18 protein-coding genes are annotated in these 16,907 nt (G+C 46.6%); 14 read left to right on the top strand and 4 right to left on the bottom strand.

Annotated features, from left to right (window positions below):
- Positions 1–100 precede the first annotated feature (100 nt).
- Complete coding sequence (locus tag MMOL_RS02795) at positions 101–1,006, top strand: cytochrome c oxidase subunit 3 (RefSeq protein WP_015831498.1); 906 nt, start codon at positions 101–103, stop codon at positions 1,004–1,006.
- An 82-nt stretch (positions 1,007–1,088) separates the two neighbouring features.
- Here the strand turns inward: MMOL_RS02795 and MMOL_RS02790 are convergent, their stop codons facing one another.
- Complete coding sequence (locus MMOL_RS02790) at positions 1,089–1,292, bottom strand: twin transmembrane helix small protein (protein WP_015831497.1); 204 nt, start codon at positions 1,290–1,292, stop codon at positions 1,089–1,091.
- 36 nt (positions 1,293–1,328) lie between these two features.
- Here MMOL_RS02790 and MMOL_RS02785 point away from each other — a divergent pair, with 36 nt between their 5' ends.
- From MMOL_RS02785 to MMOL_RS02735, 11 genes are all read left to right on the top strand, one after another.
- A complete protein-coding gene (locus tag MMOL_RS02785) occupies positions 1,329–2,084 on the top strand; it encodes an SURF1 family protein (protein ID WP_015831496.1) in 756 nt (251 codons plus the stop codon).
- A 10-nt stretch (positions 2,085–2,094) separates the two neighbouring features.
- Positions 2,095–2,712 carry a hypothetical protein gene (locus MMOL_RS02780; protein ID WP_015831495.1) on the top strand — a complete coding sequence of 206 codons (618 nt, stop codon included), beginning with the start codon at positions 2,095–2,097 and terminating at the stop codon, positions 2,710–2,712.
- 2 nt (positions 2,713–2,714) lie between these two features.
- Positions 2,715–3,722 (top strand): COX15/CtaA family protein, encoded by a 1,008-nt coding sequence (locus MMOL_RS02775; RefSeq protein ID WP_015831494.1) that lies wholly within the window; start codon positions 2,715–2,717, stop codon positions 3,720–3,722.
- A 13-nt stretch (positions 3,723–3,735) separates the two neighbouring features.
- Entirely contained in the window at positions 3,736–4,635 is a 900-nt protein-coding gene (gene cyoE, locus MMOL_RS02770; RefSeq protein ID WP_041928650.1) for a heme o synthase, read from the top strand.
- 231 nt (positions 4,636–4,866) lie between these two features.
- The gene (gene ccoN / locus MMOL_RS02765; RefSeq protein WP_015831492.1) at positions 4,867–6,300 is read left to right on the top strand and encodes a cytochrome-c oxidase, cbb3-type subunit I; all 1,434 of its coding nucleotides are present in this window, start codon (positions 4,867–4,869) and stop codon (positions 6,298–6,300) included.
- A gap of 10 nt (positions 6,301–6,310) precedes the next feature.
- Positions 6,311–6,937, top strand: a complete 627-nt coding sequence (gene ccoO / locus MMOL_RS02760; protein ID WP_015831491.1) for a cytochrome-c oxidase, cbb3-type subunit II — start codon at positions 6,311–6,313, stop codon at positions 6,935–6,937.
- 10 nt (positions 6,938–6,947) lie between these two features.
- Positions 6,948–7,091: a CcoQ/FixQ family Cbb3-type cytochrome c oxidase assembly chaperone gene (locus tag MMOL_RS02755; RefSeq protein ID WP_015831490.1), complete on the top strand. Its 144-nt coding sequence runs from the start codon at positions 6,948–6,950 to the stop codon at positions 7,089–7,091.
- On the top strand, positions 7,088–7,990 hold the full coding sequence (gene ccoP, locus MMOL_RS02750) for a cytochrome-c oxidase, cbb3-type subunit III (protein WP_015831489.1): 903 nt from the start codon (positions 7,088–7,090) through the stop codon (positions 7,988–7,990). The genes MMOL_RS02755 and ccoP overlap by 4 nt, the downstream gene beginning before the upstream one ends.
- Positions 7,991–8,159: 169 nt before the next feature.
- The gene (ccoG, locus tag MMOL_RS02745) at positions 8,160–9,593 is read left to right on the top strand and encodes a cytochrome c oxidase accessory protein CcoG (protein ID WP_015831488.1); all 1,434 of its coding nucleotides are present in this window, start codon (positions 8,160–8,162) and stop codon (positions 9,591–9,593) included.
- Positions 9,594–9,605: 12 nt separating this feature from the next.
- A complete protein-coding gene (locus tag MMOL_RS02740) occupies positions 9,606–9,875 on the top strand; it encodes a hypothetical protein (protein WP_015831487.1) in 270 nt (89 codons plus the stop codon).
- 7 nt (positions 9,876–9,882) lie between these two features.
- A complete protein-coding gene (locus MMOL_RS02735) occupies positions 9,883–10,545 on the top strand; it encodes a sulfite exporter TauE/SafE family protein (RefSeq protein ID WP_015831486.1) in 663 nt (220 codons plus the stop codon).
- Positions 10,546–10,573: 28 nt separating this feature from the next.
- Here the strand turns inward: MMOL_RS02735 and MMOL_RS02730 are convergent, their stop codons facing one another.
- On the bottom strand, positions 10,574–11,776 hold the full coding sequence (locus MMOL_RS02730; protein WP_015831485.1) for a sialidase family protein: 1,203 nt from the start codon (positions 11,774–11,776) through the stop codon (positions 10,574–10,576).
- Positions 11,776–14,091, bottom strand: coding sequence for a TonB-dependent receptor (locus MMOL_RS02725; protein WP_041928648.1), 2,316 nt, complete (start codon positions 14,089–14,091; stop codon positions 11,776–11,778). The genes MMOL_RS02730 and MMOL_RS02725 overlap by 1 nt, the downstream gene beginning before the upstream one ends.
- A 251-nt stretch (positions 14,092–14,342) precedes the next feature.
- Between MMOL_RS02725 and MMOL_RS02720 the strand changes: the two genes are divergently transcribed.
- Positions 14,343–15,623: an ATP-binding protein gene (locus MMOL_RS02720; protein WP_015831483.1), complete on the top strand. Its 1,281-nt coding sequence runs from the start codon at positions 14,343–14,345 to the stop codon at positions 15,621–15,623.
- Positions 15,624–15,633: 10 nt separating this feature from the next.
- Complete coding sequence (locus tag MMOL_RS02715; RefSeq protein ID WP_015831482.1) at positions 15,634–16,212, top strand: response regulator transcription factor; 579 nt, start codon at positions 15,634–15,636, stop codon at positions 16,210–16,212.
- Positions 16,213–16,263: 51 nt separating this feature from the next.
- Here MMOL_RS02715 and MMOL_RS02710 read toward each other — a convergent pair whose 3' ends face one another.
- Entirely contained in the window at positions 16,264–16,902 is a 639-nt protein-coding gene (locus MMOL_RS02710; RefSeq protein ID WP_015831481.1) for a molybdopterin-dependent oxidoreductase, read from the bottom strand.
- Between the last annotated feature and the right edge of the window lie 5 nt (positions 16,903–16,907).

Genomic DNA, 16,907 nt, shown 5'->3' with positions numbered 1-16,907 from the left:
AATAACGCATATAGATAGGCCTAGATAAAACAATAGCCAACATTTATTGATTTTATTTTAGCTACCAGTTAAGTTAAATAATGTAATGGGGAGTTTATGCATGACAACACATTCAGATAATCATTACTATGTCCCACATGGCGCTTTATATCCTGTCACCTTATCAGCAGGATTACTCACACTGGCGTCCGGTTTTATTTTTAGTGTAGCTACTGATAAAAACAAAGATCTTGCCTACCTGCAAACGCCAGGAAAATGGATGATGTATATTGGCGCGGCCATCATTCTCCTCATGACTTTCAAATGGTTAAGTGCTGTTGTGGTGGAGAGCATCACCGGCCAATACAAAAAATGGGAAGACAAATCCTTTCGTATCGGCATGATTGTGTTTATCTGCTCTGAAGTAGCCTTTTTTGCCGCATTCTTTGGCGCACTGTTTTATATGCGGATTATTTCGGTACCCGATCTTGCGGCGTTTGACCCCATATTCACACCCTACAAAGACTTTTTAGGCACCTGGCCATCAGCAGGGCCTGGCGGCACGGTACTAGGCACGGAGTACAAACCGGGCACACTCACACCAATGGCAGCGTGGGGCTTACCCGCCATTAATACCGCATTACTGCTAAGCTCAGGCGCGACAATTACTTGGGCACATTGGGGCTTGCTTAAAGACAACCGCAAACAGCTGATTTTCGGCCTATTTCTAACCGTAGCCCTAGGTACAGCGTTCTTGGTGTGCCAAGCCTTTGAGTATCACGAAGCCTACACCCACATGGGACTTACACTGGGCAGCGGCGCCTATGGCGCAACATTCTTTATGCTCACCGGTTTTCACGGCTTCCACGTCACTTTAGGCACAATCATGCTGATTGTGATTTTGTTACGCTCCATGCAGGGGCACTTCTCAGCGAAAAGCCATTTTGGCTTTGAGGGCGTAGCTTGGTATTGGCACTTTGTGGATGTGGTGTGGCTAGGCCTATTTATCTTTGTTTACTGGCTATAACAGCACAAAAAATAAGCGGTGCATTATGCACCGCTTATTTAAAACTGATATTGCTTAACAAAAGACTTACGCTAAATAAACCTTAGGCAGCAGTATGTGGAATCCAATGAAAGTAATACCCGATCAACAAAAGCAAAAACAAGGTAATGGAAAGGCCTATACGTATGGTCAATGCTTTTACCGTGCGTTCTCCAGCATCTTTATCTTTGGCTAAAAAATACAACGCTGAAAACAAGCTAGCAACGATGAAAAACAGCACTAACACAATAACAACTTTGAATATCATAATCATGTCCTATCAGTTTAGTTAAGTCATTATGCGATGCGCATCACACAAATGCAATTTAGATTAGGAAATTACTTGTTGTGCCCTTCATGGCAAGGTTTATTGGTGCTGGTGCTTTGTATCCCTCTATTTATCAAGCTGGGTTTATGGCAATACCAAAAAGCGGAATTGGGAACAAAAATCCAGTCCAGTTATGACCGCTCATTGGATCAGGACGCATTAAACCTGCCAAGCAACCTTGGTGATTTAGACATGTGGAATTACAAAAAAGTAAAAATAAAAGGCCACTATGAAACTAAGTACCAAATCCTGCTCGACAACCAAGTGGAAAACAATGTGGCAGGCTTTTATGTCATCACCCCATTCAAGCTTGAGGGTAGCCATGATTATGTATTGGTTAACCGAGGCTGGATAGCAGGCGGTGCCACACATACAGATTTACCTACCGTCAGCACGCCTGATGAAGCGCTAGAAGTGATTGGGTTAGTCTGGTTGCCTAGCAACAAGATTTTCACACTGGAAAGTGAGCCACAAAAAAACACATGGAATGTCATCTGGCAGCATATGGACATGGCACGTTATCAAAAAAATGTGCCCATTCGTATATTACCGCTGGTAATTAAGTTGGATGCTAAAAGTACGGCCGGTGGTTTTGTCCGCAATTGGCAACTACCACCCAGTAAGATTGCAACCAACATGGGTTACGCTTACCAATGGTTTGGCTTTGCAATTGCCAGTGTACTGATTTACTTATTTACCAGTATTAAAAAAGCCAACAATACCAACACATAGGCAAAATCATATGATCAATACGGCAATAGAAAGCAGCGAGTATCTCAACCAGCAACGTAGAGGCCGCTTGATACTCATCTGCATGTTGATTTTTTTCATCATTCCTATCATCGCCGTGATTGCCATGTACAAGCTGGACTGGCGCCCTAAAGGAGAAAGTGTGGGTGAGCTAGTGACGCCACCCAAGACACTATCCATAGCCCCAGCACTCACCCATAACAATGACACAAAAGTAAGCGCTAATCTGCTAAAAGACAAATGGAGCATGATCTACGTTGCTGCAGAGTGCGACATGCAATGTAAAAATAAGCTGCACCAAATGCGCCAGCTACACGTCTCTTTATATAAAGAAATTCCGCGCATGCAGCGTGTTTTGGTTACCACGTCGCAGGATGTTGCTGATATTGCCAACAATTATCCAGAGCTCATCATTATCAACCAGCCAACCGATGACGTGATGGCATTCAGCCAGCAGTTCAACATTGGCAACGAGTCTGCGATTAACACCCATAGAATTTACCTGAGCGACCCGCTGGGGCAGCTGATTATGAGTTATCAGTCATCCACATCACCAGCGCTTGTGCGTAAAGATATCACGCGCTTAATGAAGTACTCCTGGACCGGTTAATCATGGGCTATAAGCTATTTAAAAATCTCTGCCTATTTGGTGCCATACTTGCGCTATGCGTTGTCGTGCTGGGCGCTTATGTCAGGCTCTCTGATGCTGGGCTAGGCTGCCCAGACTGGCCAGGCTGTTACGGCACACTAACTGTTCCCCAAAGCGAAATTGCGATTCAGCAAGCGCAGGCATTACACCCCAACAAACCAATTGAGGTCGCCAAAGCATGGAAAGAAATGGCGCACAGATATTTAGCAGGGTCACTAGGCTTAGTGGTGCTAGCGATTTTTGTACTGGGATGGCGCAATAAGCGCCAATTAACCGTTAGCCCAGCGCTCACCACAGCATTGCTAATCATTATCGTATTGCAAGCCATGCTGGGCATGTGGACGGTCACCATGTTGCTGAAACCAGTGATCGTCAGTGCACACTTGCTCGGCGGCTTAACCACGCTAGGCTTACTCACATGGATGGCACACCGCCATTGGGCCAGCCATCATCAAATACCGTCTACCCCACCGCACTTAAAATTGATGATACGTGGCGCAATTTTTATACTGCTACTGCAAGTACTACTAGGCGGCTGGACCAGCACCAACTATGCAGCGCTCGCCTGCACCGATTTCCCCACCTGCCATGGCCATTGGCTCCCGGAAATGGACTTTCAAGATGCATTCCACTTGGTTCGAGAGCTCGGACAAAGCGCCAATGGCGGCAATCTAACGTTGGCCTCACTCACCGCCATTCAATGGACACATAGAATTGGCGCGCTCATCACGTTTATTTACATGCTGTCACTGATCGTGCAACTACTCAAACTAGCCGCATTTAGAAAAATAGCGCTGCTGCTGCTCTGCCTGCTAACCGCACAGATAATGATAGGCATTGCCAATCTGATTCTGCACTTACCTTTGGTTTTGGCGGTACTGCATAACCTAGGTGCAGCCTTACTTGTTATCACCACCATCGTTCTTAACTCTAAAATCACGGAGCATCAACATGACTACGCAAAAACTTAAAAGTGAGCTACATATGCACCTGAACGTCATGGGGCAAATTAAAGCACTCGTTCCGCGATTAAAAAACTTTTTTCCTCTGTGCAAACCACGCGTAACCTCGCTCATTGTGTTCACTGCACTAATTGGTATGTTTCTAGCGACACCCAGCATGGTACCGCTACTACTACTCATTGCCACCACACTAGGCATTGCCTTTGCATCCGGTGCGGCGGCTGCATTTAACTGCCTGATTGAGCATAAAATTGACGCCAACATGGCACGCACCCGCGCCCGCCCGCTACCAACCGGACAAGTATCGTCAAATGAAACCATGATTTTTGCCACGCTACTCGGCAGCGCTGGATTGGCAATTCTGTATTTTTATGTAAACCCGCTCACCATGTGGCTGACACTGGCAACCTTTGTAGGTTATGCCGTGATTTATACCATTTTCCTTAAGCCGGCTACGCCGATGAATATTGTGATTGGTGGTGCATCTGGCGCTATGCCACCTATTCTAGGCTGGGCTGCCGTCACTAATACCGTGTCGCCAGAATCACTGATTATGTTCTTAATCATTTTCGCTTGGACCCCTCCGCACTTTTGGGCTCTGGCGCTATACCGCAGGGAAGAGTACGCAAAAGTTGGCATGCCTATGCTACCGGTAACGCACGGCGAGAACTTTACCTTGTTGCACATTCTGCTCTACACCGTGATTTTAGTGGCAGTATCTCTCATGCCTTATGGCTTGGGCATGAGCGGCGTGATTTATTTATGCTCAGTACTCTTGCTAGATGCGATTTTCATGGCTTATGTCATCAAGCTATATCTGCACTACTCAGATGCGCTGGCTAAGCGCACGTTTAGATACTCTATTATTTATTTAACCCTATTATTTGCAGGTTTACTAATTGATCATTACTTACCGCTTTGAGTTTTTGAAAAATATTTAATGTAAACAAGCATTACGGTTCGTTAATTTCCACATATTAATGCACAGAAAAAGTCTCTAAATCCAATGTAAAAGCAAAGATTACGTTGTATAATTCCGCGATTAAAGCATGTGCACTATTGTTTGGAATTGAAACGGATGCTGATATGACCAAAGTGCCATAACCCGCCTTTGGTCGTGAAAATGATTTGGTTTTATTTAAGGATGAAAGTAATGAGCACTAATAATGTAGAAACGTTTTACGACGACTACGTCATACGCGGATTTAGCGTAATGGCAGTAGTTTGGGGGGTTCTTGGAATGTTAATGGGGGTAATTGTTGCCTCACAACTAGCATTTCCTGAATTAAATTTAGGTCTGCCATGGACCAGCTTTGGACGTTTACGTCCGCTACACACCAACTTGGTTATTTTTGCTTTTGGTGGCTGTGCTCTGTTTGCTACGTCATACTACGTGGTGCAACGTACCAGCCAAGCTAGGCTAGCATTTCCATTGTTGGCTCGTTACTCGTTCTGGGGCTACCAAGCAGTTATTATTGCAGCCATCATCTCTCTGCCTTTAGGTTACTCACAAGCTAAAGAGTACGCAGAACTAGAGTGGCCTATCGACTTGCTATTGCTAGTTGTTTGGGTAATGTACGCAACCGTGTTCTTTGGCACCATTGCTAAAAGAAAAATCAAACATATTTATGTAGCAAACTGGTTCTACGGTGCATTTATCATCGTGGTCGCTATTCTGCACATCGTTAACAGTGCTGCTATCCCAGCTGAGTGGATGAAATCATACTCAGCATACGCTGGCGTACAAGATGCGATGATTCAATGGTGGTATGGTCATAACGCGGTTGGCTTCTTCTTAACCGCTGGTTTCTTGGGCATGATGTACTACTTCATTCCTAAACAAGCTGAGCGTCCAGTGTACTCATATCGTTTGTCTATCGTGCACTTCTGGGGTTTGATTTTCACCTACATGTGGGCAGGTTCACATCACCTACACTACACAGCTTTACCTGACTGGACACAATCAGTAGGTATGGTGTTATCTCTAATCCTATTAGCTCCAAGCTGGGGCGGTATGATTAACGGCATGATGACGATGTCAGGTGCATGGCACAAACTTCGTGATGACCCTATCTTGCGCTTCCTGATCGTTTCATTGTCTTTCTACGGTATGAGTACCTTTGAAGGCCCAATGATGGCGATTAAAACTGTTAACTCACTTTCACACTACACAGACTGGACGATTGGTCACGTGCACTCAGGTGCTTTAGGTTGGGTTGGCTTTGTATCGATGGGTTCACTGTACTTCTTGGTACCTCGCCTATGGGGTGTGAAACAAATGTACAGCAAGAAAGCGATTGAATTGCACTTCTGGTTAGCAACAATCGGCGTAGTTCTTTACATCACTGCTATGTGGATCTCAGGTGTTACTGCTGGTCTAATGTGGCGCGCGATGAATGACGACGGTACATTAACTTATACATTTGTTGAGTCTGTTAAAGCAATGCATCCATTCTACGTAATCCGTATGGTTGGCGGCTTGATGTACGTAAGTGGCATGGCTATCATGCTATGGAACGTAATTAAAACAGTTCAAATGGGGCAAGCTGCTCAAGCCAGAATCCCTTCAACAGTTGTTCATGCTTAAGAGATCGAAAATGTCAGATAAAGAACAAAAAGGTTTTTCCCACGAAAAAATTGAAACCAACAGTTTCCTGTTGGTGATCTTGATTTTGGTTGTGGTTTCATTTGGTGGTTTGGTAGAAATCGTACCGCTATTCTTCCAAAAATCTACGACGCAGCCAGTACCGGGTTTAAAACCTTACACTGCCTTGCAATTGGCTGGACGAGACATTTACCAACGTGAAGGCTGCTTCAACTGTCACTCACAAATGATTCGTCCATTCAAAGCAGAAACATTGCGCTACGGCCATTACTCTGTAGCTGGTGAGTTTGTTTACGACCACCCTTTCCAATGGGGTAGTAAACGTACAGGTCCAGACTTACAACGTGTAGGCGGCCGCTACAGTGATGAATGGCATCGTATTCACCTGATCAACCCTCGTGACTTGGTGCCAGAGTCTGTAATGCCTGCCTACCCTTGGCTTGAGAAAAACCTAGTAGATGCGCAAAACTTACCTGCACATATGCGTGCTTTAAAAACTGCTGGTGTTCCATATTCAGATGCTGAAATTAAAAGTGCAGCGAACGATGTTTATGGCAAAACCGAAATGCAGGCTGTGATCGCCTACTTGCAAGTGCTGGGTACAGCGCTTAAACAATAAGCGACTGATCATGGATATTAGTGATTTGCGCAGCATCGCCACAGTCGCAGCCCTAGTTGCCTTCGTTGGCATCTGGGTCTGGGCGTGGTCTGGGCGGCATAAAAAAGACTTTGACGAAGCGGCAAGATTGCCGCTTGATGGAGATGAAGAATGAGTGATTTTACAAGCGATTTCTGGCCGTACTTTATTTCGGCAATCGTGATTGGCGGTATCGTATTCTGTTTAACGGTACTATTTTTTACAAGCAAGTCACATGATCCAGCGCACACTGGCGAGTCTACAGGCCATGTGTACGATGAAGACATCATTGAAATGAACAACCCAATGCCAAGATGGTGGATGTGGATGTTCATTATTACTTGCGTATTCGGTGCTGCATACCTATTCCTGTTCCCAGGTTTGGGTACGTACCAAGGTAAACTTGGCTGGACTGCATTGAAACAGTATGAGCAAGAAGTAAAAGAAAACAATGACCGCATTGCACCTATCTACGCAAAATTCACCTCAATGAAGGGTGAAGATGTTGCGCTAGATCCTAAAGCAATGGCAATCGGTGAGCGTTTATTTATGAACAACTGTTCACAATGTCACGGTTCTGATGCACACGGTAGCAGAGGCTTCCCTAACCTAACCGATAACGATTGGTTACATGGCGGCTCACCAGCCACCATTGAGCAAACCATTACTAACGGTAGACACGGTGTAATGCCACCGATGGCTGCAGCTGTTGGTAACGCTGATGACGTTAAGAACCTAGCAAACTACGTATTGAGCTTATCTAACAGTGAGCACGATGCAGAGCGTGCAGCATTAGGTAAAGAAAAGTTTGCGGTATGTGCAGCTTGTCACGGTCCAGATGGCAAAGGTAACCAAGCAATTGGTTCAGCTAATTTAACTGACAATATCTGGTTGCACGGTGCTGGTGAAGCAGCGATTATTCACCGCATTAATAACGGCTTAGACAATACAATGCCAGCACAAGGCTCACGCCTAACACCTGAGCAAATTCATGTATTAGCTGCTTATGTATGGCGCTTCTCTAATGTTAAATAATTGCGCTAACAATTGGTCGTAAGCTAGTATCTAGCTAAGATTAATGAATGTCGTAACATCTAAACGCCCGCTATTTAGCTTATGCTAAAATAGTGGGCGTTTTTGTATTTACTCACTGAAATTTCTAATTTTCTAATTAAGCCTGAATTAAAGTGTCCAATAAGCCAACATCCTCCAAGTCAAGTACACCAAAAAAACGATTCCCATCATTAACGACCCTGCGCAGCCTGTAACTAGGTCACTGTACGAGCCGCATCAGAAGATTTACCCGCGCACCATTTCTGGTTTTTATAAAAACTGGCGCTGGGTCATGATTTGGATTACCCAATTAGTGTTCTACGGTGTGCCGTGGCTGGAATGGGGCCAACGCCAAGCCGTGTTACTGGATATCAGTACGCATCGCTTTTACATCTTTGGCTTGGTGCTCTACCCGCAAGACCTTATTTACTTAGTAGTCATTTTAATTATTGCCGCCTTGGCGCTGTTCTTATTTACAGCCGTGGCCGGACGGCTGTGGTGTGGCTTTGCCTGCCCGCAATCCGTCTACACCAAGATATTTTTATGGATAGAACGACAGGTAGAGGGTGACCGTTCTGCACGCTTACGCTTAGATGCGGGCAAACTTAACAAGAACAAACTATCCAAAAAAGTGATCAAACACAGTTTGTGGATCAGCTTTTCAGCCTGGACCGGTTTTACCTTCCTCGGCTACTTCACTCCTATCCGCGACCTTATACACAACATTTCACAACTAAGCTTAAGCCCTTGGGAAACGTTTTGGATCTGTTTCTATGCGTTTGCCACTTACGGCAATGCTGGCTTTTTGCGCGAGCAAATTTGCAAGCATATGTGTCCCTATGCACGCTTCCAAAGTGCGATGTTTGATAATGACACGCTGATTGTCACTTACGATCAAGAGCGCGGTGAACCGCGTAGTGGTCGCTCGCGTAAAGTAGACGCAAAACAAACCGGTTTAGGTGATTGCATCGACTGCAGTTTTTGCGTGCAAGTATGCCCAACCGGTATCGATATCCGTAATGGCTTGCAGCAGGAATGCATTAGCTGCGGCTTATGTGTAGACGCATGCAATAGCATCATGGACAAAATGGAATATCCACGTGGCTTAATTCGTTTTTCTACGCAGAACGCTCTCACCAATCATTGGTCTCAGGAACAGGTGGTGAAGAAAATTTTACGCCCGCGTGTACTGATTTACAGCAGCTTACTGCTACTGATGAGCGCTGGGCTAGTTTACTCACTGGCTACGCGTATACCATTCAAGGTGGATGTGATACGAGACCGTGGCGTCATGTCGCGTATCGCACCAGGCGGTAAAGTGGAGAACGTTTATCAACTGCAAATCACCAATGCTTCAGAGCAGGTTGAAACTTACAATATTGCAGTATCTGGTATTGAAGGCTTATCGCTCGCTTCTGACTCGTCATTCACCGTTAACGCGGCTGAGTCAAGAATGGTGGCAGTGAGTTTGCAAATTACCGATGGCTCAATTAAGAGCGGCTCTCACCCAGTGGTATTTGAAATTACGGCAGACGACTCTAAAGAGCGCCTATTTGAAAAGTCTATTTTTTACATGTCTCGTTAGAGAGGTAACCCTATGTCAACAAAACAAATGCAAAATGAAAAAGCGAAATGGTGGAAGTCTGGCTACGCATGGCTAGTATTCGGAGGCCCAGCCATGGTAGTGGTCGCAAGCTTAATCACGGTATATATTGCCGTGAAAGGGCAAGACCCGGTATTAGCACACGAAGAAAATGCGCAGTTCCAGAGCAAAGCACTCACCACTGACGAGAAAAATGCACTAGAGCCTGCCGTGCTTGCGCGCAATCACGCGGCAACGGGTGTAAATCAGGAAGAGGAAAAATAATAGCGCAATGCAAACTGCGCTCATTTACAGCTCATTACTGATGGGTATCGCCGGTGGTCCACATTGTGTGGCCATGTGTGGTGCGGCCTGCACCGCGCTCACACAGTCGCCGCAAACTCCTTACGCTATTTACCATTATCATATTGGTCGCTTATGCGGCTATGCCATGCTGGGAGCGATTGCCACCTTTGCCATTCAGAGCATCGCTTGGCTTTCCAGCTACAGCAGTATATTGCACCCATTATGGACTTTTTTCCATGTCTTGATATTTTTCTGGGGGGTGTTGCTCATCATCTACGCGCGCCAGCCGATTTGGGTAGATCGCGCCGGACGCAATATATGGGGGCATGTGAAAAAGCTCAGCTCCAAGCAAGGCGGCCACTTTTATATTGGCATGCTGTGGGCACTGATGCCGTGTGGCTTGTTATATTCCGCATTGGTGATTGCCTCATTCAACGGCAAACCATTAGATGGCGCATTAAGCATGTCGGCGTTTGCACTGGGCTCCAGCGTGTCTCTATTCTTAGCGCCATGGTTATGGCTAAAGTTAAAAACTAACGCAATAGAACCTTACGGCATGCGTCTGGCTGGTGTATTACTGAGCACAGCAAGCGCATGGGCCATTTGGATGGAGCTGACCCATAACACCAAAGTATGGTGTGCTACCTAAATTGACTTACAGTCTTGATATACAAGCGCTAAATAGCTAAGGCTTTTAGCCCATCAACGGAGGTGTTCCATAACAAGAACATTTGTTTATCTTTTTGTAGCAGCACAGGGTAATCAGCCACACCCGCAGTTTCACTCAACAGCTTTGGCTTATCCCAGCTCTTACCTGCATCGCTAGACTTCATTAGCCAGACCTGATGTTTGCCACCGTCTTTTTCACGCCATACCAACCAAACATCATCACCCATTGTAGCCAAGGCTGGATGCCCAGCCTGTTTTTTCATATTGCCAAATTTTTTGGCTGGTGACGACACCCATGCTTCGCCATCCATACGGGCGTAATATAGCGTCGCTTTTCCGCCCGCATCATCGTTACCGCCATCAAACCACGCCATGTGGTAACCCCACCAAGCAGCGCCCTCTCCACCGCTAGCCAACGCCGCGCCGTGGTGTGGGCAGCCGTCCACCTTCCAACGGCCAAAGGTTGCTCGTTTAGGTGCAGGGAGCTGATGATTAACAGGAATCTCCGCCATCATATGGTCGCGCTCACTGCCCTCAAACACATGGCGCCACATAGCCACTACGGTGCCATCGGGTTTATTGGTCAGGGCAATACGGCAACACTCGCAGCTACTGTCAGCTAGCTTTTGTTCTGCACTAAAGCTCGAGCCTTTGTTTTCCGAAACTGCATAATAAATTGCAGCGCCCTCATATGGCTTGCCTGCCGCTTTAGCCGCAATCAAATCACGCTTATCAACCCAAGTCACGGTGATTTTACCTTTGCTATTCACATTAAGTGAATCAAAGCGATGGGTGATTTCGGCTTTATCTTGATGTACCAGCATAGACGGCTCAAACGTTTTGCCTTGATTGACGGAGCGAGCAAACCAGATGTAACCGGAAAATGGCGCTTTAAGCCCCTCCGTCCAAGTGACATAGAGATTACCTTCCGGACCAACTGCTATTTTCGGTCTCGCTTCACCATCTGCGCCAACTTTTTGCGACTGAGCGTTAATCCTGACTGGCTGAGTAAAGCTCTTACCATTATCAGCACTGGCATCCACCACCACAAAACCATCTTGCACCCCCACTCGCCATAAGCGGCCCGTAGCATCAAAGGCAAGGCTCACGGCTAGACTGCTCTTTTGCGGATGCGTGTGCCCTTCATGCGCTTGTAGCTGGGTGCTTATGCAAAACAAAAAAGTCCAAAGTAAGGTCGTAATTTTCATCATCAGTAATCAAATTTTAGTTGAACATAACCGGTACGTTGCGGATAAGGGTGAAACACGTAGGATTTATAATTATTCAAGTTATCCACCCCGATACTTGCTGTATAGCCTTTAGCAAATTTATAGTTGACCTTAGCATCTACTACAAAAAACTTGCTTGCGGCACCAAATGTACCATCATTAACATCACTGTTATCCAGTGCATTATATTGGCGGCCACTATAGCGAGCAGCTAAACTATACGTGAGATTATTGCCGCTATGGTAGGTTGCAACCGCTTTAAACATACTACGTGGAATACGTGGTGGCTTATTGCCTACAGTACTAGGGGCAGCAGCATTACGCAACACCTCAGCCTCGGTAAAAGTGGCGCTACCTTGCAGATCCAAGCCATGTATCAACACATCCTGCCACTGCGTTGCCAGCTCCAACCCACGCGTACGGATATGGTCAACATTCTGCACAAAACTACAGCCCGCGCTTCTCGTACAGCTACCGGTATCATAAGGAATCGCACTCCCATTGGTAATAGTTTGAGAAATAAGCGCATCGTACTTATTCTCACTAAACAAACTGGCGCGAATCAAGCCATGATCATAGCGTCGCTCGGCCGTCAGCTCACCGGCAATCACTTCTTCTGGCTTTAAGTTTGGGTTAGATTCTACAAAGTAAGCCGTGGCACCATTCTGTAAAGGTTGGAACATCTCGCTGACGGTCGGAAAGCGAAACGCCTGCCCAAACGCGGCACGAAAACCCCATGCTGGCTCAGGCTCAAAGCTAATGGAGATTTTAGGCGAGAATCTGGTCACCGATCTATCTTTATAATTGGCGGTGCGCAATACATTAGAAATAGTGGTTGTGTTTTGTCCATCTTCTGCCTGCCAATACTCGCCACGCCCGCCCAAGGTAAGCGCCCACTGCGGATTAATCTGCCATTTATCCTGCACATAAAGTGCATGAATTTTTGTTTCACCACGTGCCGATGCGTTCAATACGCCCTTGCTACCTGTCGTCCAATCGGCAGTGTTATTGGTATCACTCTTTAATTGGTATTGATCCACATGATAGCCAATATCCACGGTGTGTGCCTGTGGGCGCAAAGTCGCGCGCGCGTCAAACACGGTCCAGCCGGTTCCGGATAAGTCAGTCACGCGCCCGGTCTTGGTAAGATAGGGGTTACCTTGTACCACAGTGCCTGATGACAGTGCATTGGCCGCACTATTTTTATCTTTCTGGTAATCGTAATCTGACAGCGTCAATTGCCAGTCAAAAAAGCCTTTGGTGTCAGATTTAACATCCAGCGCCTGCATGATATGTAATGACTCAGCCTCACCCGGGTTCATCCCAGACACATCATAACGCTGCCCATTAAACGTTACCCTACCGTTGTACACTGGGTTGCCAGCAGCATCTTTAATGTAACTTGCCACATCTGTTGTCCCCTTCATATCCCACACTGCCAGCGTATAGGATATTTTGTGTTGCGGGCTAATATCATAAGCAGCTTTGAATTTAATATTGGTCTGGGCTGTATCGTCAATGCTGTTCGCACCAAAAATAACTCGGCTAGCATTCGTTTCACTTTTATCTTGATACGCGCCAGTCACCACAGGGCCAGCAGTTGGAGTGGTTGAAAGCGTTGCCGTTGAGAAGTTCATCGGCTGCCCTTCACTTTTTAAATAATCAGCACCTAGCCAGAATGAAAAATCATTCACTTTATTACCAACAGAAGCTGTTAAGTGATTACCCTGATAACTCTCGTCAGTACCATACAGTTTAAATTTTTGCGTAAAAGCCTGCGCGCTAGCGTGTGCTTCCAGTTTGTCAGGCATGCGTGTGGCAATACTCATCACACCACCAAACGAATTGCCTGCATACAGAGCAGAGAATGGCCCATACATCATGCTGATGCTTTCAATTTCTTCAGGGCTCACCATACCCCAGCGCGGCGGAAATGCAAATGAGTTACCAAGTAAGTTAGAAAGCAGCACGCCATCGGCATACAGCATACTTTGCGCACTGGATAAGGTACCAATAGTTCGTGTGGCGATGATGCCGTTACGGTCACCGATAAAACGCTCACGGACTTGGATGCTAGGGAGATATTTTAAGGTTTGCGCAGGGGTAGCAGCGTTAACGCTATCTTCAATCTGTTTTTTATCAAAGGTCTCAACGGTGGCTGGGTGCTTAATGATACGGCTGTCAATCATAGGCGCACGCACCTCAACTGCCTCTAAATCAATCGCCTCATTATGCTCAGCCAATAATGTTCCGCTAAAGCTTGCAGCGATAATGGTTGAAATTAGCTTAATACGCATTACATACCCCTGATTTTTATCTACTAATCTAATATTATTGTTTTTAATATTGATGCACGGCCTATATACATTTGCCACAGTTTGGCCTGCTACATCTTGATAGCTAGCAGTATATTTTAGATAAGCATGTGGTGTAATGTGACCAATTGTCGCAGGTACTTGTCGCACCATTTGACACACCGTTTGTCGTGCCAGTACGCGACAATTTGCCGCAATGCAATTTAGTCAGCAGCACGTATAATAATCAGCTAATGAATATGCAATTTCCTACTTTAGAAAATCCAACACGCCGCAACCTGCAGCGCTTATTTTTGCTGCGTAGCGTCATGCTGGCCTTCATGCTGGCCGCCACACTGGCACTGTATCACCTGCACATTCCACTACCTAAGATACCAATCGCGCTCGCAGTTGGCGGCATGCTGTTACTCAACTTAATGACGCTGTTGCGCCTGCGAAAATTCAGCACGGTGACTGACCATGAATTGTTATTGCAGTTATTGGGTGATTTAGTCGGGCTCACTATCCTGTTTTATTTTACCGGCGGTTACAGCAACCCTTTAGTGTGGATGTACTTACTACCGCTAACCATTGCCGCAGTGGCCTTAAAACGTGAATATACTTGGCTACTCGCCGCGATTGCCGTAACGTGTTATTCCACACTGGTGTTTTACTACGTACCGTTATCGCACCTGCATATGCATTATTTAGCAGGAAAATCGCTAGATATCCATTTAGTTGGCATGTGGTTAGGCTTTGTAGTGAGTGCAGGCATTATTGCTTTTTTTGTCACGCGTATTGGGCAAAGCTTGCGTGATTACGATCAAATTCTAGCCTCGGTACGCGAAAAATCGTTAGAAAGTGAGCGTGCACTCTCGCTGGGAACGCTCGCCGCCAGCGCGGCCCATGAACTAGGCACACCACTCGCCACCATGGCCGTTATAAGCAAAGAGCTGGCGCTGGATTTATCTAACCAGCCAGAGCAACTGCAGCAGCTAGCCATCATCCGCACGCAAATCGACCGCTGCAAGGAAATACTATCCTCCATTACACGCGATGCCGGCCAAAGCCGTGCCGATGCTGGACAAGGCCTAGCCTTACGCCAATTCTTACAGGAGGTGATTCAGCGCTGGCGCGACACGCGCCCAGCGACGGAGTTAGTAATCAATTTTGGCAACAGCTCCAGCAACCCACACATCTTTACCGACCGCACATTAAGCCAGGCAATACAGAACTTATTAGACAACGCAGCCGATGCCTCGCCCGATAAAGTGCTATTTGATGCAAACTGGGATGAAAACACACTACAGATATATATTAGAGACTTTGGTAATGGCTTGAGCGATGAAGTAAAGGCACAGCTAGGCAAACCATTCTTTAGCTCAAAACATGGTAATGGCATGGGTCTGGGGCTGTACCTCACAGAGATTATTATTGCCAAATTTGGCGGTACGCTCACACTAAGCAACCATGCCGAAGGCGGTGTACTCACCACCATCCACTTACCGTTACAGCCATTACGCATAAGTGATTAAGGATAAGCCAATGCTTGAGCACAGCACAGACCCCAAAACTAGCGACGAGCAGCCTACCCTACTGCTGGTGGATGATGATGAAGTATTTTTGAACGCGCTGGCAATGGCAATGCGTAAACGTGGTTTTTTCGTCACACTGGCCAACTGCGCAGAAACTGCCTTTGCCATTGCACAGGCCGATCCACCGGAGTTTGCGGTAGTTGACCTGAAAATGCCAGGCAACTCCGGCTTAGTATTAGTCCGGCAGCTTACAAGCCTGCAAGCGGCAACAAAAATTGTAGTGCTCACCGGCTATGCCAGCATTGCCACAGCAGTAGAAGCGATTAAATTAGGGGCAACCCACTACTTGGCAAAGCCGGTAGATGCCGATGAGATTGTTGCGGCATTTGATAAACAAACTGGGGATGCCGAAGTGGAGTTAGCCTCATCGCCACTACCTGTCGGCAGATTAGAGTGGGAACATATTCAACGTGTATTATCAGAGAATGATGGCAATATCTCCGCCACTGCACGAAGCCTCAATATGCATAGACGTACACTGCAAAGAAAATTGGGCAAGAAACCTAGCATCAACCCAAACATCATCTAATCGCATCCCGCACTTGCTAGGAAAACGAGGCGAGCATGGGGACATGCTCTTTTAGTCGTCGCTAAAGCGCTCCTCACGCCACGGATCAGCTTCATTATGGTAACCGCGCACCTCCCAAAACCCAGGGCGGTCGAACTCATGCAACTCAATCGCTTTTAGCCACTTAGCACCTTTCCAGGCGTAACGCTTAGGTACCACTATGCGCACTGGCCCCCCATGCGCTGCGGTTAAAGGCCCACCCAGCACACTATGAGCGATGATGACATCATCATCCAGCAACGCATCCAAAGGTAAGTTAGTGGTGTAACCATCATAACCGTGCAGAGTGACATGTTTAGCGGCTGGCAGCGGCGCAGCCATCGCTAGAATCTCACGGGCTGGCACCCCCTGCCAATCCATATCCAATTGGCTCCAACGTGTCACACAATGAAAATCTGAGACTTCGGTCACTTGCGGCATGGCCTGAAATTGCGCCCAATTGATGTCGATCTCATGCTCTACTAAACCATACACACGCAGGCTCCAGTTGTCGGTGGTCACTTGTGGACGGATGCCCAAGTCCAGAGTCGGAAAGTTTTTGACCTCGGTTTGCCCGGCTGGAATCCGCTCATTTGCATTAGCTTTGCTTGGCTTTGCACCACGCTTTGCTATTGCAATTTTGCCTTCTATAAGCTTTTTCCAATCTGGCATACAGT

The sequence above is a fragment of the Methylotenera mobilis JLW8 genome, from assembly GCF_000023705.1.
GTDB lineage: Bacteria > Pseudomonadota > Gammaproteobacteria > Burkholderiales > Methylophilaceae > Methylotenera > Methylotenera mobilis.
Note: the sequence above shows the minus strand (reverse complement) of the source record. Positions and strands in the feature narration are given on the sequence as shown.